The organism is Mesorhizobium sp. M0894, assembly GCF_040319725.1.
Lineage (GTDB): Bacteria > Pseudomonadota > Alphaproteobacteria > Rhizobiales > Rhizobiaceae > Mesorhizobium.
Window position 1 is genome coordinate 1 of record NZ_JAMYOG010000015.1, and the last position, 20,201, is coordinate 20,201.

Annotated in this window: 15 protein-coding genes; 4 read left to right on the top strand and 11 right to left on the bottom strand. The window is 59.2% G+C overall.

Annotated features, from left to right (window positions below; translation table 11 throughout):
• Window positions 1–44: 44 nt before the first annotated feature.
• From NKH91_RS24410 to NKH91_RS24420, 3 genes are all read right to left on the bottom strand, one after another.
• The gene (locus NKH91_RS24410; protein ID WP_352884525.1) at window positions 45–413 is read right to left on the bottom strand and encodes a hypothetical protein; all 369 of its coding nucleotides are present in this window, start codon (window positions 411–413) and stop codon (window positions 45–47) included.
• Between the two features lie 616 nt (window positions 414–1,029).
• Window positions 1,030–4,110: a class I tRNA ligase family protein gene (locus NKH91_RS24415; protein ID WP_352884523.1), complete on the bottom strand. Its 3,081-nt coding sequence runs from the start codon at window positions 4,108–4,110 to the stop codon at window positions 1,030–1,032.
• Complete coding sequence (locus NKH91_RS24420; protein WP_352884522.1) at window positions 4,107–5,411, bottom strand: lysine N(6)-hydroxylase/L-ornithine N(5)-oxygenase family protein; 1,305 nt, start codon at window positions 5,409–5,411, stop codon at window positions 4,107–4,109. The genes NKH91_RS24415 and NKH91_RS24420 overlap by 4 nt, the downstream gene beginning before the upstream one ends.
• 2,291 nt (window positions 5,412–7,702) lie before the next feature.
• Here NKH91_RS24420 and NKH91_RS24425 point away from each other — a divergent pair.
• The 4 genes from NKH91_RS24425 (at window position 7,703) to NKH91_RS24440 (ending at window position 12,239) form a co-directional block, all read left to right on the top strand.
• A complete protein-coding gene (locus tag NKH91_RS24425; protein ID WP_352884520.1) occupies window positions 7,703–7,897 on the top strand; it encodes a hypothetical protein in 195 nt (64 codons plus the stop codon).
• Between the two features lie 800 nt (window positions 7,898–8,697).
• A complete protein-coding gene (locus NKH91_RS24430) occupies window positions 8,698–8,886 on the top strand; it encodes a hypothetical protein (RefSeq protein ID WP_352884518.1) in 189 nt (62 codons plus the stop codon).
• 85 nt (window positions 8,887–8,971) lie between these two features.
• Window positions 8,972–10,057 (top strand): HlyD family secretion protein, encoded by a 1,086-nt coding sequence (locus NKH91_RS24435; RefSeq protein ID WP_352884517.1) that lies wholly within the window; start codon window positions 8,972–8,974, stop codon window positions 10,055–10,057.
• A gap of 31 nt (window positions 10,058–10,088) precedes the next feature.
• Window positions 10,089–12,239, top strand: coding sequence for a peptidase domain-containing ABC transporter (locus tag NKH91_RS24440; RefSeq protein WP_352884516.1), 2,151 nt, complete (start codon window positions 10,089–10,091; stop codon window positions 12,237–12,239).
• A gap of 1,104 nt (window positions 12,240–13,343) precedes the next feature.
• On the opposite strand, the gene NKH91_RS24445 is transcribed toward NKH91_RS24440, so the two are convergent.
• The 8 genes from NKH91_RS24445 to nifE form a co-directional block, all read right to left on the bottom strand.
• Complete coding sequence (locus tag NKH91_RS24445; RefSeq protein WP_352884515.1) at window positions 13,344–13,691, bottom strand: ArsR/SmtB family transcription factor; 348 nt, start codon at window positions 13,689–13,691, stop codon at window positions 13,344–13,346.
• Between the two features lie 128 nt (window positions 13,692–13,819).
• Complete coding sequence (locus tag NKH91_RS24450) at window positions 13,820–14,137, bottom strand: GDP-mannose 4,6-dehydratase (RefSeq protein WP_352951014.1); 318 nt, start codon at window positions 14,135–14,137, stop codon at window positions 13,820–13,822.
• A 362-nt stretch (window positions 14,138–14,499) separates the two neighbouring features.
• A complete protein-coding gene (locus NKH91_RS24455) occupies window positions 14,500–15,255 on the bottom strand; it encodes a universal stress protein (RefSeq protein ID WP_352884513.1) in 756 nt (251 codons plus the stop codon).
• Window positions 15,256–15,488: 233 nt separating this feature from the next.
• Complete coding sequence (locus tag NKH91_RS24460) at window positions 15,489–16,193, bottom strand: winged helix-turn-helix domain-containing protein (RefSeq protein WP_352884511.1); 705 nt, start codon at window positions 16,191–16,193, stop codon at window positions 15,489–15,491.
• Between the two features lie 112 nt (window positions 16,194–16,305).
• Window positions 16,306–16,785: a NifX-associated nitrogen fixation protein gene (locus NKH91_RS24465; protein WP_352884509.1), complete on the bottom strand. Its 480-nt coding sequence runs from the start codon at window positions 16,783–16,785 to the stop codon at window positions 16,306–16,308.
• Between the two features lie 17 nt (window positions 16,786–16,802).
• Window positions 16,803–17,300 (bottom strand): nitrogen fixation protein NifX, encoded by a 498-nt coding sequence (gene nifX / locus NKH91_RS24470; RefSeq protein WP_352718331.1) that lies wholly within the window; start codon window positions 17,298–17,300, stop codon window positions 16,803–16,805.
• Complete coding sequence (gene nifN / locus NKH91_RS24475; protein WP_352884507.1) at window positions 17,266–18,648, bottom strand: nitrogenase iron-molybdenum cofactor biosynthesis protein NifN; 1,383 nt, start codon at window positions 18,646–18,648, stop codon at window positions 17,266–17,268. Before nifN ends, nifX begins: the two co-directional genes overlap by 35 nt.
• 9 nt (window positions 18,649–18,657) lie before the next feature.
• Window positions 18,658–20,148, bottom strand: coding sequence for a nitrogenase iron-molybdenum cofactor biosynthesis protein NifE (gene nifE / locus NKH91_RS24480; RefSeq protein ID WP_352884505.1), 1,491 nt, complete (start codon window positions 20,146–20,148; stop codon window positions 18,658–18,660).
• Window positions 20,149–20,201 lie beyond the last annotated feature (53 nt).

Genomic DNA, 20,201 nt, shown 5'->3' on the forward strand with positions numbered 1-20,201 from the left:
TGGACACCCCTCCGCGACAGTCTGAGCGGCGAAACTGGGGAATTTTACTTCGGCACTTTTGGGGAAAATTCAGGCGGCATTGACAACGAGGGGGTAAGCCCGGTGATGATGCGGCCCAGCGTGCTTTTCCCTGGGCTGTTCCCGTCGAGGAGGGCGTGGATCTCACCCGGGCACACGCGGAACGCGACATCGCACGGAACGCGGGTCGCAACGTAAGTCTTTTTGATTTGGGCGGCCTGCATCAGCATGTGGCTGGGCTTCTCGCTTCTGGCGGCGTCGCATCGCTGGCAACCGAGGAGGCGTTCACCGCGGAAAGGACGATGACCCCGCGATGACAGCTCGAAACCGGGATCAACAGCCACCCGCAATTGAAGGGCCGTCACAGCCCGGTGGTTGCGCAATTTCATGCCCATCAGGCTCCCCTGCCTCAGGAGATGTCCGGCGCCTCATGCATCGAGCGAACCGGCCTGGGGCGGCCGATCCAGGCAATTGAGGATCGGGTATTGGTGGGGTTGTTAGGCTGGCTGGCGAGTTCGGCCTTTGGTTGGGAGGACCGCCTTAGGGCGCGCCTACGAAACTGGAACTGGCGAAGCCACATTGGAATATGCCTTCCCTGAGATGGGACTGCGCTAAGTCGAAGCGAATCGTATCCATGACAACACTGCCTGGCAGAAAGGCTTGCAAAGCTAAGCTTTCTAGCTTTCGACCTGTGTGATTTAGAAATCAGGAGGTGAGCGGCTCGCAAGAAGCAGGTGCCGGTCGTCAGACATGCAATACGCCGGTTTGATGGCAGCGGAAGGCATCGAAGGTTTACGACTTCCGCTGCCACCATCACAGCCGACCTGGAGCTATCGACCCCAAAAGACGACGTACCGGCGGGTTGACATTGCCAATCCAAGCAGCCGCACTCCGGCATGGTTTGCGGCATTGGGAATAGCCCGTGCACAGGCTCCCTGCTGTTTTGATGCTGGGATCGCGCTACGCCACCGTAGCGGACATCCATAAGCATCTTTCCAGGGAGGACATCATCTAATCTGCCGATCCTTGCGAGTTTCCCTTGTCCCGCTGCTCCTCATCGAGAACAGGATTGGCGAATCTTGCATAGAATGCGAGCAGCGCTCCGAGATCAAAGGTCATACCGGGCGCAAGGCGCCGGACGGACGTGGGCCATGTTTCGGTTGAGACGCCACCGAAGCCTCGCGCGAGCGAGCTGGCGAATCGGGGCATCAGCGGGGCGAGTGTCTGCGCCAGGATCGCAGCGGCCATTGTCTGAAGGGCGAGCGAAGTCCGGGTGCGGGCGGGATAGAGACGTCGCGCCGCTGCATAGTCTTGTGCCTGACGGTAGATCGCGCAATCGCGCACAAAATCGCAGGCCTGCGCGGCCGCGCGCCGGACCGAGAAGCCATCGTCCGAATAGGCGCGCTCCATCCCCGCGCGATACATCTCCACCCGACCAAAGAAGGCGCGGTCAGCCGGACTCCAGTCGCCTGCGTCGGGTACACGGCCGCCAAAATCCTGCTTGATTTCCCTGTGCAGCGCATCAAGCCAACTCAGCCAGATCCCTTGAAATATCTCCTTCCCGGTACGGCGCAGCGCGTCCAGCGTGAAGTTTGTCCGCTCACCTTCCGGGCGTGTCAGCCCCAAATGGAGACGCACGACGTCGACTGTCTTTGGGCTCAGAACCTCCTTGCCCCAGACCGCATGGCCGCGGCTGGTCGAGAACTTCTTGCCGTCGAGCAGGTAAAACTCGTTCACATGATAGCGAATGCGCGGCGTCCAGTTCGGGAAGACCTCAGCGTAAAGCGCGGGATAAAGTAGCGCGTGGTTGAAGGAATTGTCGAAGCCGAAGAAATGGACAATTTGCCAGCTGTTGCTGGGTAGGGCCGCATTCCAGTCACGACCGAGCGAGCTAGCTAGCGCCTGGATTTTGTAAAGAAAACCAAACGCCATCTCCGACGAGCTCCAGATCACCTGGCCCGGGCACCCTTCGGCCGGTAGGCCCCAGTCCGACGGGTGGGTAATGGGCACGGAAAAGTCGCCGCGTTGGCGTAAACGCGCGAAGAGGTCCATGATCCGCACTGGGGCGCCCGACGCCCTTAGATGCCGGTCGATATTGACGTAGCACCGTTCCAGCGCAAGTTCGGCACGCCGCACGGAGCCGACCACCGGCGCCTCGGCCGAGTGCCGCGACCGGGCTGCACCCAAGTCGTGGCATAGGTTCGGCGCGCCGCATTCCTCGCAGACGTTACCGCCAGCGGATCCGCCGCAGTCGGGGCAGAGGCCGCTTACATCCGGTTGGTAAAGGTAATCGCCTGTCACAGCATCGAAGAGCGCAGGGCTCTCGCACAGTTCTACCGCCGTGCTGCTCAGAAGACTACGGAAACATGCGGCTTGAAACTCTGCATAAGCGTCATCGCCCATCGTGGGTACGAAGCTGTGAACCTCAGAGTCGAGAAGTGCAAGTGTGGCTCGAATCTCGTCGGCGTAATGGTGCGCCACCTTTTCGGGCGTTGATTGATCCGCATCGGCACGCCTTGCGACGTACCTCTGGTAATCGTCGCTTCCAGTCAGGTGGTAGGCCTCGAACCCTTTCATGCGCAGGAAACGCGTGTACACGTCGGCGCCAAAATAAGGGCCAGAAAGATGCCCCAGATGCAGATCGCCGTTTGGCGTCGGTGGCGTGGAGAAGACGAATATCGGCCCGTGGGGAGCCGAGATCTGTGCAGCGGCGTCCAGGGCTGCGTTGCCATCGCGCCAGTAGACATCAACGAAATTTAGGTCTTCGTCCCCGTCGTTGTGAAGCACATGCGCTTCAAAAGGCTCGAACAGAACGACATCGCCCCACTCGACCGAGATCTCCCCAAGGTCGGTGATGACCTTTCCCGCTCCTGACAGGATCACGAACGCCTCCAGTTCGTCGTGCCGATGGGGTTCGGATGTGATGCCCGGTCCAACCTTTCCGAATGAAAACGCCGTGCCGGCGATTCCCGTCCCAAGCGTGGCCGTGTCGACACCGAACCCGGGCGACAGCGCCGTTCGAGAAAGCGTGAATTTTCGCATGACAGACCTAACCTCTGGGGACAGTGATATCTTCGGCTGCCAATGCAACAGCCTCCCGTGCAAGCTGCGCAGAGAAACGGTACCCCGACCCGTTGGCAGCCCCCGCCGGAATGCTCCGGCTCTTGGAGTGAGACGGGCGACGACCGGGGGGCCGGTCGGGCTATTGGCATCACAGAAGACGCGGCCCAAGATCAGATTCCAGCCTAGCTCGGGGCAGAACTGTTCCAGCACCGCACGGCCGGCCTGAAGATCACCTGGCGACAGGCCACAGGCCAGTGTCGCGGGCCTCACATCCCAATCGGTCGAAGTGTTGCTGAACAGCCAGCGGCCGGCGGCTGGCTGCGGCAGCAGGAAAGCATTGACATGAGGCGTGAAGATCAGAGCATCATACAATGTAGAAGTCGGGTCGAAATCCAGGACCACGACCTTCTTGATGCGGATTGAGAACGAACCGGTGAGCTCGCGGAAGGGGGCCTCGACGATCGAAGCGCCAAGCGCCAAGATCACCGCGTCCGCCGTGATGACTTCGCCCATAGCGAACTCGGCTTCAGCAGCGTCGCCCGTCTCGCGCAGCGTGACGCAGCGCAATCCTGCGCCGCGCGGATCTCTGCGACAAGCTCGCCTTGCAGTAGGGTGATGAAGGCGGGCACGTCGGCGACATGGTTTTCCGCCAACACTCCAGAAGCGCGCATCCTCGGAGAAGCTCAGCGCAAGAATGCCAATGTCGGACGCAGCCGCGTCCATGGGTTCCGTAAACTGGGCCGGATCAATCGCCTGAGATGGTCCACCCGCGACGCGCATCGCTAAGGCCAGTCGTTGACCTCTGACCCAGGGATTGACCGGGGCCACTGCGTTCTTTTGAGTGAGCGACCTAGTACGGTCTTGACGACCGTCGGGGAAATGCACGCCCGCAGAATAATGCGATGCGCCGCTTGATCCAAACGCTTGTTCGGTCGCGATGATTTCGGAGAAGGCTTCGGCCTTCGCCGCAGCGGAGGCGGACATCATTCCTTGGATGCCACCGCGGATGATCAGTAGTCGGCGGGTCATATCCCGCTCCCCATTTCTTCGGCGACGGGGTCGGACCAGCTCTCGACGGAGGTAGGGCTGATGAAGCCGGGATGCTCGGGGTTGGCGCGCGGCGCGCGCCCCAGAAGGCTGTCGAGGATGCGACGCGCTCGCCAAGCCAGCAGGCTTAGATTCGGATCAGCCAGCCCGCGCTGCCGGAGGCTCGCGTTCTGTGCGAAGATGCGTCTGTCACGCGGTCCGTCCCAGCACACCGAAAAATCTTCGCGAATAGCCAATTCGTTGTCGATCTTTTCCAGCCGGTCAGCCATCGGTTCCAAGAAGGCTGGCACCGCATTCTCGTAACCGGTGGCCAGGATGACGATGTCGGCCGTGATTTCTTGAACCTCGTCCATGCCGTGCCGCAGGGTCAGCCTGTGACCCGCGCCGGCGTTGATGCAATGCGAGACAGTGCAGCCCGGCCGCAATGTGATGTCGCATCGGTTTGGCTCTAGAAATGCGTGGCGGTATAGCGCCTGATAAACCGCGCGCAACGTGCTTTCCGAAATGCCGTCTGATGCAAGCACGAAACGCCGCAGGAACAGCTTGCGCTGCGACTCGCTCATTGCCGCGAAACGATCCGAAAAGCAGGGCATGAACAACTCGTTTGTGAACGGGCTGTTGTCGATGGGCAGGTAGTTTTCGCGCTGCGAAACCCAACTGATCGATCGAGGCCGCCGTTCTTTCGTCCGGCCAACAAGGTGCAACAGCACCTCGGCTCCGGACTGTCCCCCGCCGACCACGCAGACATGCTTTTTGTGCACCTCAGGACAAATGTGCAATAATTCAGATGAGTGGAACAGATTGCGTCCAGTCCAGCCCTGAAACTGAGGCGGAATATGCGCCTGCTTGCCAATGCCGACCACGACGTTTCTGGCGCCGAGAACCGCGTCATCGGTGTGCACCCGAAACTCGCCGTCAAAGCGGATCTCGCGCACCGTTTCGCCGCCGCGGACAAGCGGGTTCCTGTGGAAGGCCCAGTTCAGGTATTGCTCGAACTCAGCTCTGAGCACAGCCCCGAACTGTGCATTCAGGAAGTGGTACAGACGCCCGTTCTCGTGTAGGTAGTTTACGAAAGTGTAGGCTGATCGCGGATTCACCAGCGTGACCAGATCCTTGAAGTGGCTGACCTGGAGCTCCGAGGAATTGAATGCGATGCCTGGGTGCCAGCGGAAGTCGATTTGCCGATCCAAGAACAGTGCGCCTCGCCCAATTTGCTCGTGTATCTGACACGCAAGGCTCAAATTGGACGGCCCAGCACCCACTCCAATGCAAGAGAGCTCCACTTGTCTTCCTCCTAAAGGTGTTTCCCCACTAGGCAACGTTCGAGGCGAATATCGGCCACTGGGCTTACGCTCCACGCGGGCTTTCTCGACCTCTGTGCCGCTGGATTTGCGAGGGTTTGTCCCCGCGTTCGTGTGGTCGGCTGTGAAGCCCATGGATCCCAGCATAGTGATGAGATCGACACTCATGCCGGCGACTTGTGGGGCTGGGCGGGATCGACGTCTCCGCCCGCTTCCATGGTCGCGTCTCTTTCAGCGAGATGCTTTCCAACCTTATTCCGTGTTTTAATCGGGCGCAGTCGGCTGCCTCCAACGATGCGCCGACCTTTGATCGGCTTGGGGATGGGCGAGGGCGCGGTCTCGAATGAGGCGACAGCATTTTTCCGAGAGCCTGACCATAGGTGGACATCCGCTGATGTGTTCGGAAGATCCTCTGCATCGAACGTGCCAGACGGAAATTATCATGAAAGCCAAGGGTGGCTGGTTTGTGAGTCCCGTCGGCTATCCGACATTGAGGGGAAATCTTGCGCCGGCGGCCGATTTGCACGTCGCCGCCCTCTTGCCGGTGGGGCTAATAGGCCAGCTCCGCATTCGAAAAATATCTAGCAAGAGCAAGCAATCCAACAATTTAGGGACTGTGGCGTGCAAAACAGCTCTGGCGATCTCCGCGCGGCGCGGACCTCACTAAGCTGATCTGCCCAAAGGCTCTGACCCACCTAAAAGAGTTGATCCACCCTGTGAATCACCGCCGGCCACTGCGCCCTTGGACGTCTGTAGCTTCGGTTGCATAATGGACGTCCGGTCATTGTCCGATATACGACTCCTACTTGTCGGGGTTTGTCGGGTTTGTCGAGTCTGCGACACGGCAGCTCGGTGCCCCCCCGCGCACTCAGTGAAGCCGCTGAATGACATGCCGAATAGGTTTCTGAGGCGCTTCCCGCGATTGGCATGACTCTTGATGTTCTCGTTGCACGGCGGCACAGGCCGCCGACCCGACATTACCGATAAATCCTCTTGTTCTATGAAAGGACAACACATGACGAATATGTCAGCTTATGGTGTGACCGAATTGGCTCCTGACGACGCATCTGCAATTTCGGGAGGAGGGTTTTGGCTTGTTATCACAGCTGTAATCACAGCGATACACGGCGTCCAGTGGACGCGATGAAGCATCATAAACTATTTAAGCCGTGACTAACGGGCCCGCGAACAAAATCTTACCTCCTCCCGACAGCCTGCTACACCGCAGAGCGCATCCTCTCCCGACGATCAGGGCGATCTGTAGGCTGTTGTCGCGTCTGCGACACTGCAATGCTCGCCCAGCTCGCCGCCGCGCTCTTGAGGCCATTGAAACATCTACCAGAGCAGTTGTTCTGAGGGTTTCCTGCGCAGTTGGCATGACTTTTGATGTCCTCCCTGAATGGCGGCGCACGCCGCTGACCGGCATCATTGGTTCATACTCTTATTTGAGCTCCACGAAAGGACAACACGATGAAGGCGAAGATGTCAGCTTATGGTGCGGCCGAATTGACCCCCGAAGAAGAGTCGGCCCTTTCGGGAGGGATATTTCGGACGTAATAGCAGCGTTACGAGTCGCTTGACTATGATTACGTGGGGTACCCGCTATATGCACTATTGGTAGCAGGCGGTGAGTAACAGGCCGGTGAACAATATCTTTCTTCGGCATGAAATAGCCTGTTACCCCGCATAGCGCGTCCTCTCGCAAGGTAATCTTTGGTGATCTAGACACTGCTGCCAAGTTCGTCGCGTCGGTGACTTTCGTGCAGTTGGAACGAATTTTGAGTGTCTTTGCGCGATGGCAGAAGCTGCTCACGGTGATCATCGGACGATCTGCTCATTTGAAAAGGAGAAAAAAATGACGACCGATATGTCAGCCTATGGCGTGACCGAGTTAACGCCCGAAGAAGCGTGTGCAACGTCCGGAGGGTGGGTGTGGCCCATCGTGGGAGCAATTGCGGGAGTTATTGGGGCAGGACTGGCTATAGCACTCCCGATTATGAAACTTAAGCATCATTAAGAAGAGCGGCAAGAAAGTCTTCGGCGACAGCATGGGGTTGATGCTTGGTCGTCTACAGGCAGCTATCGTCGGGGTTGTCGCTTACGCCAGAGGGTGATGTTCGGCCGACGCACTCTCAGTGGGCCGTGGAATAAGATGCGGAACGGTCTTTTTGGCCTTTCCCGCGGAGTTGGCACGTTTTGGGTGTCTTTGCGCGCGGGGGAGGTGCTGCCGAAAGTGATCCGTTTGATGGGCTACTAATGCGAGAGCAAACACAATGAAGATCGATGCGTCGGCCTATGGTGTCACCGAGTTAACTACCGCAGAATCATCTGAAATTTCCGGAGGATTTTTCTGGTTCGCGTTGGGAGCTGTCGCCGTCGGACTTACAGCGTCGGTGATCGTTGCGAGTATATACCTAGCTGATGCGATGAAGCATCATAAATTATTGAGATCAATGACGGGTACGTGAAGAATATCTTACTCAATCCTGGAATAGCCTTCTGTTGCGTAGAACCGCACGCCTTCATCTATATGGTGTCGTCGGATCTGTCGCATCTGCGCCCCGAGTGATGTTCGGCCGGCCACCGCCGCACTATCACTAAGCTGCTGAACAAGAATGCATAATGGCTTTTTCTGGAGCTTCCTGCGCGGCTGGCACGAGTCTTGATGTTCTCAATTGTGCGGCTGCACACGCCGCCGACCCGGGATGACTGATTCATATCCTTCTGTTGAGCTCTAGGAAAGGACACCACAATGAAGGCGTCAGCTTACGATGTGACCGAGTTAACTTCTGAACAAGCATGTGTAACGTCTGGGGATATGTACTTCCAATGATAATCGCGCCTCTTGCAAATATTTTTCTCATGGCAGCCGTTGCTGTACTGCCGTACATTATTGTACGTGGTATAAAGCACGGATGGCATTGATCCGTGATACATCCATCCTAACAAAATTAACATAAACGTTACGCACAGATTCAATTGAACCCCTGCTTAGTGTCCTTATGTTCTCCTGATAGCCTGCTACACCGCAGAGCGCATCTTCTCCCGGCGATCAGGACGATCTGCAGGCCGTTGTCGCGACCGCGACAGAGTGATGTTCGTCCGACCACCGCCGCACTATCACCTAAGCCGCTGAATAGGAATGCATAATGGCTTTGTCCCGAGCTTCATGCGCAGCTGGCACGAGTCTTGATGTTCTCGTTGTACGGCGGCACGATCTGCCGACAGTCATTATTGACTGATCTGCTTGTTGCAAAAGGAGAAATCAATGAAGACCGATATGTCAGCCTATGGTGCGACCGAGTTAACTCCAGAAGAAGCGTCCGCAACTTCCGGCGGGTGGCTTATTTGGTTGGCTGGGGGGCTTATTTCTGCATTTTTCACCGGCGTAATATCCATTGTTATTAAAGATATAGTGTACAAGCTGAAACATCATATACCCATTAATGGGGACTAGCGAACCCGTGAACAATATCTCTCTCCCTCCAGAAATTGCCTGCTACACTGCAGAGAGCATCCTTTCCCGACGATCAGGGCGATCTTTGGTCATCTACAAAGTCATCGTGCTCTCTGTGGTTGCGGCATTGGTGTCGCTGCCACTCACCACCATAACGGTCTCTGTCCAAAGTGCCGGTATCATTCGCCCCATCGTCGAGAAGACGCCCCTGGTCGCGCCCGTATCCGGACGCATCTCCCGCATCCTTGCCGATGAAAACGATCTGGTTGCCCAGGGGCAAGAGATCCTCGCCCTCGATGATGAGGTGGTTCAGGAAAAGCTCGGGGCGCTTACAGGCGATATTCGCGCAAAGAGCGATCTTGCCCGTGACCTCGAAACCCTGATCTCCTCCGGCACGCAAGCCAAGGACCCGATCCGCCTCTTGACCGAGTCCGCCACGGCCGATCGCGCGCATTTCCTCAACCTGCTGCGGGAGAACCAATATGCCCGCAGCAATGCCGCCGCGGAACTCGAGCGTGCTAAGCGACTGCTCTCCGCTGCTGTAGCGCCTGCAAAGGCCGTTGAGGAAAAGGCTTTCGCCCTTCAGACAATTGAGGTTCAGGGCGAGATCCTCGCCCGGCGGAAATCCGCCGAATGGAACCAGCAGCTTTTGGATGTTAACCTACGGCTCAAGGAGCTCACGGCCGCCTTGCATCAACTCGAGAACGAACGGGATCTGACGCGCATTCGAGCCCCCGTGTCAGGCGCTCTCCAGCAATTCTCGGGTCTTACCCCCAGCAGCTATGTCCAGGCCGGGCAGACCGTCGCTTGGGTTTCGCCGGATGGCGAACTGGTGGCAGAAATCTACGTTTCTCCCAACGATATCGGCTTTGTGCGCCCGGGGCAGTCGGTGCGTCTCCAAGTGGATGCCTTCAACTCCAATCAATGGGGTTTCATTGACGCGACGGTGCTGGACGTGGCGGAGGACTTTACTCTCCATGACGGGAGCCCGGTTTTCAAGGTCCGCTGCGCGCTCTCTCGCCGCCATCTCGCCCTCAAGCACGGGGCGATCGGTCACCTGAAGAAAGGCATGACCGTGCGGGCCCGCTTCCTCCTGGGGGACCGCACGCTGCTGCAACTCCTCTACAATGAGGTCGACGATTGGCTCAATCCGCTGCTGGCGGGCCACTGATCCTTATTTTCCAGACAGTCAGCGAGCCACCATGTCGGTTATCAAGTTCAAGCAGCGCGACATCACCGATTGCGGGGCCGCCAGCCTTGCTTCTGTCGCGGCCTTCTATGGCTACAAGTTGCCATTGTCGCGGATCCGGCAGTATGCCTCGACCGACCGCTCCGGCACCACTGTGCTGGGCCTCATGGAAGCGGCCCGGAAGCTGGGCTTTATTGCCAAGGGGGTGAAGGGCGGCTTCGACAGCCTATACAAGATCCCCAAGCCCGCCATCGCGCACGTAATCGTCAACGAGGTCCTGCACCACTTCGTCGTAATTCAGGCGATCGACGCTAGGTGGGTCACCATCATGGACCCAGCCTATGGTGAAATCCGCAAGCTGGCGCACGAGGAATTCAAAAAGCAGTGGACTGGCGCCATGGTGCTCCTGGTTCCGGCAGACACCTTCAAGCGCGGCGACGAGACCACCTCACCCCTCGCTCGATTCGCGCGTCTGCTTGCGCCACACAAGGCGGCGATGGCGCAGGCTCTCGTCGGGGCACTGGCGACGACGATCCTTGGCCTCTCGACGGCCATTTACGTCCAGAAGATCGTCGACCATGTGATCACAGCAGGCAACCGCAACCTGCTCAACCTGATGAGCGTCGCCATGCTGCTGATCCTGGTTGTGCAGATCCTAATTAATCTCCTCAGAAACCGCCTCGTCCTGCAAACGGGGCAGAAGATCGACGTCCAGCTGATCCTCGGCTACTACAATCACATCCTAAGCTTGCCTCAGAAGTTCTTCGACAGCATGCGCATGGGCGAAATCATTTCCCGCATGAATGACGCGGTGAAGATCAGGAGCTTCCTGAACGACGTCTCGATCAACATATTCGTCGACGTGCTAACGATACTGTTCTCGTTAGGGCTGATGTTCATCTACTCGTGGAAGATCGCCTTGGTCGTGGCGGTCTCCATCCCCTTGTACCTCTCGGTCTATTGGACCATCAACCGGCTGAATAGGGGTCGCCAGCGCGCCATGATGGAGAACGCTGCCGAACTGGAGACGCAACTGGTGGAATCCCTCGGAGCTGTCTCCACGATCAAGATATCCGGCACGGAGAGCTTCGCCAACTTCAAGGTGGAGACCCGCTTCATCAAGATGCTGCACTCCGTCTACAGCTCCGGCCTGATCTCGATCTTCGGAGACAGTACCTCGACTTTCCTTGCAAATCTATTCACCATCGTGCTGATGTGGTTCGGAACGACGCTTGCCCTGGATCAAACCGTCACGCCCGGCGAATTACTGTCCTGCTATACCTTGCTGGGCTATGTCACCCGGCCGGTTGCCAGTCTCATCCAGACCAACCGGATGGTTCAGGATGCTTTTGTCGCGGCAGATCGCCTGTTCGAGATCTTCGACCTAGAGCCGGAAGGCGGTGGCTGCATCGATGCCACCAAATCTGGAATTGGTGACATCCACCTGGAGAATGTCACATTCCGCCATGGCCGGCAGCTGGAGCTTTTCCAGGATCTTAGCGTCACCTTCCCCCGTGGGAGAATGACTGCAGTGGTGGGTGAAAGCGGCTCGGGCAAGAGCACCCTTGCGGCCTTGCTGCAGAATGTCTACCCGCTTGAGGGGGGACACATCCGGATCGGCCGTTATGCCCTCCAGGACCTATCGACCGTATCCCTGCGCAAAGTTGTCGCTGCGGTGCCGCAATCGATCGACGTGTTCTCGGGCTCGGTAATCGAGAACATCGCCCTTGGCGAGTTCGAGCCGGACATGGAGAAGATCCTGCGAATCTGCGATCAAACAGGGCTCAGGGAGGTGATCGAGCGCTGGCCCGGTGGCTTCCAGGCCTATCTAGGCGAGAACGGCGTGCGCCTCTCCGGGGGCGAGAAGCAGCGCCTTGCGTTGGCTCGGGCTCTGTACCGGAATCCGGAGATCCTGATCCTCGACGAAGCGACCTCCTCTCTCGACTCGGTCGCCGAGGCGCTTGTTCTGCGGGTGGTTGAGGATCTGCGTCGGGACGGCAAGACGATCGTCGTCATCTCTCATCGACTCAGCACCATCCGTCGGGCCGACAAGATAGTGGTGTTGGACAAGGGGCGGGTTGTTGCTGAGGGAAGGCATGCTGATCTGGTGACAACTGAAGGCACTTACGCTCGCTTGTGGCGAGCGCAGACTGAATCTAGCTAACGGTTCGAGTGAGGCTTCATCGCAGAATTTCCAGGATCGTACGCTATTCCGATTCGAGAACGGCCTGTCGGCGCTGTCATGTTGTTTCATACAAGAACGAGAGGGACGTCAGTTTGCGCAATCAGGGCCTGCGTGTCGGTCGCGACGTCCTGTGCGCCTTTGCCTCTTTGTAGTCCCGCATCACAACGCCCTGCCCTCGCTATTCACATCCATCGCATCCGCGACATCATCGTCGGCGAAGGGTATTCGACACCAACCGCAGGGATGAGCACGTCCTTGTTGGATTTCTCCGTTGCTCGCCATGATGCCGTCAGTCAAGACCTCGGCCTGGATCGGCACGACTTGCCGATCGCCATCGTGCGGCGCGGGCAAGCACGGGAGTAGTGCTAGATTCGATCAACGGTCTCGCCGCGCCCGATGGAGCGGCCATGGTCGGCGACGACCACGCGATACCAGCGGATGACGATCTTGCGGGCACTGCGTGGACATCGACCGGACGGCCGACGCCGTGTTTGTTGTTGTCGAGGCGTACCGTGCAGGTCTTCGACACCGAGGTCGGCGATCGGTGGCGCGTGGGCGGGACCGACGAATGTCCGCCCGGCTCGCCGTCAGCGAGATGCTTTCCAAGCCTACCCCGCAATTTAATCGGGCGCAGTCGCCCGCCTCGACCATGACACGCCGGTGTTAGGCGGGCTTGGCGACCAAGAACGGGCGGTCTTGAATGCGGCGACACCATTCTTCGCTTGGCCTGATCATGGGGAGGCATTAGGCTTTCAACACCAAGCCTGGAAGATGTGTGGGCAAGACATTGTGTATCAGGCGGCGCAGCAAAGGCGTCGAGCTCGGCTGTGACGCGACCGACCTCATCGCCGGTGGAATGCCCGATGACGCCAGTGCGTTAGGGATTGCGAAAATGTAAGCATCGGAACATCTTTTTAGCGGCAGCCTGGAAAACCAGGTCGACGTTGTGCCCGGACCAGACAGTCGTCGCTGCGCCGATGGTAAACCAAGAATGTTTGCGACGCGGCCAGTCACCTGTCGTTATCCCCAAACCGCTTTGCACCTTCGGATCAAGCCCGAGGGCAGCCTTTTGGACGACATGCACTAGCCGGTCAGGTCCCGGAGTGACGCGGGCGGGCATGCCATCTGCGAGAGCTCACCTTGGCCGAAAATCCCGTCTAGGGTGTTGAGAAGTTCGCGCACGGCATCGGATTTACAGGAATAGTAGATCATCTGCCGGTCGCGCCGGGTCTGGACGAGATCAAGCGCCCGGAGTTTGGCTAGATCGCGTGACAGAGCGGATTGGTTGAGCAGAACCTTGTCGGCGAGAGCGCCGACCGACACTTCACCGTCGGCCAGATAGTTCATGATCAACAGTCGTTTCTCGTTGCCCATCAGCGTCAGAAACGCAGCCGCTGATTCGGCATTGGCGATTAGCTTTTTCGAGATCATGGATCCCCATACTTCCTGCTTATCCGGCGCTATGGGGGCAATCGCGTCTGATTCAATAGACCTCACTCGCCAATGTGCGCTGGCGATTCAACACCACCGGGAATAGGTCCGATCACGAGTGTCCGCCGTTAAGGCCTTTGCCCGGACGCGCCGGACATCCGGCGCCCCACTGCGCACCCCAACCATGCCGGCGTGGCCGGAGACCAGGCGCATTTGCCCCCAACGAAACAATTGTCTTTCACTTTAATCGAGCGTGATTCCGCAGCGCGACAATCGGCCTCGACCATTTCCGAGACGAGCTCATCGAAAGTGGTCTTTGACTCCCAACCGAGCTTGCTGGTCGCCTTAGAGGCGTCGCCCATCACCACGTCGGTCGGACGGAAATAGCGCTTGTCTATCCGGATCAGCGCCGGGTTACTCCGGCGTTCGCGGCCTACCTCGTCAATGCCTTCGCCCTCCTAGACGATCTCCTTTCAGACACGCCTGAAGGCAGCCTCGACAAAGCTGCGGACCGAATGAGTCTCGCCGGTCGCGAGCACCATCAGGCTCGTGGTGCTGCAGGATGCGCCAGGAAAGCGAGCGATTAAATTGAGTTGGTATCGCGGGCATCAGAACTGGGAGGACTCCGTTCCACCTTTCGTCTTGCGCGTGACCGGAGAGATTTCCGGTGGGCGTCGCCTCCCGAGCGACGTTTTTCATGTTCGTTGGTCTCCGTAAAATCGATATTTCGATGGAAGTGCATCTACGGTATGAATGCGGGCCATCGCAGTGGAGCTTCGAACAGCATCGGTGCAACTCCGGGACCCAGTCAACGCGCCAAAAACAGAGGCGATGTCGGCTTCTCAAAGATCCATCTCGTCACCCCGCCAAAGAGCCGCTCACGCAGCCGACGGCTGCCATAAGCGCCCATGACTATCATGTCGGCAGACCTGTCGATTGCGTGCTGCGCAAGGACCGCGGCCACTGGTTTGCCCGCGCTCGGCAGCCGGTCGACCGATACCCGAGCACCATGCCGAGTGAGATAGGCAGCGATGTCGGCTCCAGGCTCCGCGCCGTTCCCTTTGTAGTTCGCCTTCGGATCGACCAGGACGACACAAACTTCCTGAGCAGCGCATAGGAGACCCAGCGCTTCCCGAACCGCACGGCACGCCTCGAGCCGTGAATCCCAACCGACCAGGACGCGCCGTGGCCACAGGGTCGCCTCAGCGCCGTTCGGCACAATAAGCACCGGCCTTCCCGTATCGAATAAGCTGCCGTTAATAACAACAGGTCCGAGAATACTGTCGTTGAGAAGTGCGGGGCCAACAATTGTCAGGTCGGCGCAGAGCGCCCGCTGACGCACAATCTCACCCAGGCCGCTCGCATCGCAATAATCGGTATCGAGGTCATAGGAAACGCACATGGCTCTCAGCAGCTTCTGGATATCCTTGGAGCGTTTTTCCTGGCTAGCCACCTCCTGTGAAAATCTATCGATTTGCCGATACTGATTGTTTAATGTGGCGATTGCCTGCCCACTTCCTACAGGCCACTCTGGGACACCATCTCCGACCGGCAGACGCGCCATAACGAGCATCGCAGGCGGTACAATCAGTACGGAAAGGTGCGCGCCGACTTCGGCACACAAGTTCGCAGCAGTTCTGACGTCCTGATCGGAATGTTAGCGTCGGTCACACAGAGGACGTTTTTGAAACCCATTTTATCTGCTTCTTCCTGAGTATTCGTTTAGGGACGCGTTTCAAGCCACCAGACCGGCTCACAGCGCGAGGGAAAGGGAGTGGCACTACACCGTCACTTGATTCAGCCGTCCGGCTTTTCGAGCGAGTAGCCGGCCGACCGGAGGGTGCGAATGACGCTGCCGGGCGAAGCCGTTTTCAGGGCTTTTCTGATCCGGCTGATATGGACATCGACGGTGCGTGGTTCGACATGGATGTTGTCCCCCCAGGCCCTGCCGATAAGCTCCTCCCGGCTGAAGACCTTGCCGGGAGCTTCAATCATAAGCCGCAGCACGTTGAACTCGATGAGCCCGAGGTGAATGTCGTGGCCATTGCAGCGAATCCGGCGGGCATCCACCTTCATCTCGAGGCCGCCACAGGTGAGCCAGCCGCCGTTTTCAAGACCATTTGCGCCCCGCTTCGGCAGCGCCAGCCTCGCCCGTAGACAGTCGAGCAGCTTGGCCGGGTCGATCGGCCGCACAAAGATCTCGTCAATGCCAGCTTTCAGGAGATCGAGGTGCTGGTCCTCGGCGCCGCGCGCGATCAGGGCAATAACGGGCAGGTCGGCCGTCCGCGGCTCCTCCTTGAGGCGGGCGCAGATTGTGGCTCCCGTCGCGCTTGCTGGCACGCAGTCCAGCACGACGGCGTGGAACTCCCGTTGTTCGGCCAATACAAATGCTTCCTTCGCGCAGCCTGCCTGCTCACTCGCGAAGCGGTCCGACTCCAGAATGTGGCTATAATTCAGATAGAACTCCGCATCTTGCGAACAGATCAGGACGAGTGGCTTCATCGGCGCTACCCCAACAGTCCCCTCATCGACCTGGCCCGCCTCAGCTTCCGTGGGCTGGCTATCGCGATCGCTCAAGATTGTCATGGCCCCCCTTGCTCGAAGATCCGCTTCATCACGCACGCGCCACCTCGGGATAGGTCTCGATGGTAGCGATTGCGTCGCCGACCAGTTTCGTGCCGGCCTGAGCGAGCTTCCGGAACGTCTCGAAGCCGAACCGGTGGACGTCGCGCAGGGTCTTCGACAGAACGACCAACCGCCCGGCCGTGAAAAGCACGCGCCCGAAGCCCTCATGGCTCACCTCCATCATCGGCGATGCCATCAGGCCGGAGCGTTCCTCGATCGCAAGCCCGACAGCGGCGTAAAAAATCTCGAGCCTCCACAGTACGTCCGGATCGGGATCGCCGATGATCGGGATCGCGCGGCGCTGTTCCCTCGTGATGATGAAGTCGGCCAGCAGTTCGGCGTCCGTTTTGCCTTCCCATAACCCGTAGGAATCCTGAGCGCGGATCAGCCGCAGGAGGCATTTGACGAACGGGGTGGCAAAGGCCGCCTCGTTCTCGTTGACAGCGGAGGTAACCGTGGCATCAGACATTTCGTTTCCTCCTCATTTCAGTCCTCCTCCTCGAAGGACGGTTTCTGTTCGGCGACACCTGCCTGCGCCAGCACCTTGCGCAGCCAGGGGGGGGGACAAGTCCTGAGCATCATCTGCGTGCGCAACAGCACCTCTTGGATGGTTTCGGGCTGCGGCACTTTGATCGGATGAATTTTTGCCGAAACAACCTTGGCCGCCGAAGGTCCGCCGATGGCCAGACAAAACAGCAGATGACAGCCCTTCAGCGCCTCCACCTTCGGGGCGATGCGGTCATCGCCCTCAGTTCGGTGCTCCCCGCTCTCGTCGGAAACGTCATCGAACGCTACGGCTTCAACGAGATTCCACTCCTCGCGTCGCACGTCGTAGACAGCAAAGCGCCTGGCCGAACCGAAATGGGCGTTGAGGTTCTTCATGTCCTGCGTGGCGATAGCCACGCGCAATGCGCCGGCTTGGCGTTCCGGCGTCGGTGCGTGAACCTCGTCAGTGACGAGCGAGAGGCGACGAACGGAGCTCATCTGGCATTTCTCGCTTACGGAGTGGATCAAGCGCCTCAGGCGTCGGCGTGTGCCGGTTGGCTTCAAAGATATTGGCAACCTCGAAGATCAGGTCGCGGGTCCCCTGGTAGAGGATTGTGAGCTTGTGCTGACTGCCGAGCCGGTCGAAGATCGGGAAGCCGACGCGCATGAGCGGAATGCCGAGGCGCTGCGCCGCCTGGCGGCCGTGGGAATGGGTGACGAGAAGATCAGCGCCGGCGCCAAGCGCTTCCAAATCGCCGAGATCGCCGATTTGAACCCACTGCGCCGGTACTTCCTCCAAAATTTTCGACATGTCGGTCGTGGTGACCGCCGCCGCGATTTCGGAGCCCATGCCGATGAAGAAGCTCGCGAGTTGGTAGAGTTGGTCTGGTTCAGCAGCGATCGCAATTTTCTTGCCTCCAAAGTGGAAATGTCCGTCGAGCAACGCGTCCTGCAACTGCGCCCGGCGACGGCGCACCCCAGCCGGCGCTGCCGCGCCCGAAACCGCGGACAGCAGAGAGACGAACCGGTCGGCGTTCTTCAATCCAGTCAGCGACCGGAACAGCACGTAAGGCACGCCGGTCAACCTCTGAAGCAGCTCGGCCGGGCGGCGCATATGCTCACCGATGACGATGCATTGCTCGGCCGTGCCAAGCTCGCGGATATCCTCGATGCTGGTGCCGCCGTAGGTGGTCGTGATCCAGCGGTCGGGCACCGTACCGTCGAGCGAGCCGGAGACGTCCGGCAGAATCACCGGCTTGAGTCCAAAGCTTTCAATCATTTCACGCAAATGCTCGATATCAGCCACAGTGAGGTTCCAGCCAGGCAGGATCACGATCTTCTTCGACTGCCGCGCCTGCTCGCCGGGCCGCGTAATCCTTTCGATCATCGCGGTGACAGCCTTGGCCCAGCCCTCTTCGATCGCGCCGTCGAAATCCGGTGTGTTGGCTAGCACCACCTCCGTACCCGCGAGTTCTTGCCTGCGCTTCAGCCTGATATTGGCGATATCTCCTGCGCAGTCTTCGCCCCGGGTTTCCACCAGCGCCGTGGTGCAGACCCCGATCAGCGTTGGCTTTGTGCGGGCCTTGAGGTTGAGGATCGCCTCTTCCAGATGGTCTGCCCCGCCGAGGATCGTCGCCACCTCGTCCATCGCCGTCGTCTGCAAGGGGATGGCTTCCTTGAAATGCCGCACGAACAGCACGAGCGCAAAGCTGGTGCACCCCTGGCTGCCGTGGAACAACGGCATCGCGCCGTCGACGCCAAGAAAGGCCAAGGCGGCACCCAGCGGCTGCGATGACTTCAGCGGATTGATCGCCGCCGCTTTGGTCTGGGGAAGGATGCGGACCATCGGCTTTCCTCAACACCCGCCGAAATCGTCGATCGTCGTGCCGGCGAATTCCTGGACAACATGCAAGGTCGCGGTCTCGCTTTTCGTGCTCGGCAGTTCCTCCCTCACCGCAGTCTGGCAATCCCATGGTGCCGGCTCCCGCACCTGGCGCCAGATCGGGTTATGAATGGCGAAGTCGATCTGGCGTACGAGTTCCACCATGCCGTCATAGCCGGCGTAAGGATGTTGGCGCTCCTGGTTGATATCGAGCCAGGGTGTCTTGGCCTTCAGCGCGATGAACTGCGTGCGCCCGCCTGACAGCATGATATCGGCCTTGTGTTCTGAGAGCATGGCGTAAAGCTCGCGCGGCGCCATCTGCTCGAATATGTGGTTGTCGTCCTTGAGTATCTGCTTGATGCGCTCCTTGTCTTCGACCGTCGACTTCTTGACAGAGGTGCCGACGATCTCGATGCCGATCTCCATCAGCGCATGGACGACCGACCAGGACTTCACACCGCCGGTGTTGAGCAGCACGCGCTTGCCTTCGAGCCTCGGCCGGTAGGCCGTGAGCTTTTTCCACGCGATCGCCTCCTCCTCTGCAATTAAGGCCTCGGTGCGGCCGAGGATCTCCGGATCGGCACCCTTCTTCACGAGCAGCTGAGAGATCTGTCTGAGCGCTTCCGAGGTGTCGGTGATGCCGTAGAAGGAGCCCTCGAAAAACGGGATGTCCCAGCGCTGCTCCATCTTGCGGGCGAGATTGATGAGCGCGGTCGAGCACACCATCATAGCCGCCCGGGCGCGGTGCGCGCAGGCAATGTCGAAGTAACGCGCGTCGCCCGGAATGCAGGCGCGCACCCGGATACCGAGCCGATCCAGCAGCGGCTTCACCAGCCAAAATTCACCCGAGAGGTTGAATTCGCCAAGAATGTTGATGTCATAGGGTCCGGCGTCGTCCGGTTCTACCGTGCCGATGACATGCTCGAGCAACGCCTCGCCGGCAAGCTTGTTGCCGAGATTCTTGGAGCCGACGAAGCCTGGCGCATTGACCGGCACCACCGGTAGGCCGAACTTTTCCGCCGCGCGCTTGCAGACGGCCTCGATGTCGTCGCCGATCAGCGCCGTCACGCAGGTCGGATAGACGAAGATAGCCGGCGGCCCATACGCTTCCTTGATCTCGCGGATCGCTTTGAAGAGCTTCCGCTCGCCCCGCCCCATCACCACGTCGAGTTCGGTGAGATCGGTCGTGAAGCTCGTGCGCCACAGCGTTGGCCCGGACGAAGCCGCACCGCGGTTGTCCCAGGAATTGCCCTCGCAGGCGAGCGGCGCATGCATCAGGTGCGCGACGTCGGTGATCGGCTGCAGCACGATCTTGGCGCCATCGAAGGCACAGCCGCCGGCCGCCGCCCCGGGGGTCAGTGGCTTCGAACAGCCCTCCTTGCGCGCCTTGGCATCCTTGCCGCGGTTCTGCTCGCAGGCAGGCTCGTTGAAGACATCCTGGATTTTGGCTCTGAGCGAGGACATTCCGTTGGTCTCCGAAGTCCCTTCGGGAAGACGACCGGCCTCACCGAAGAGCC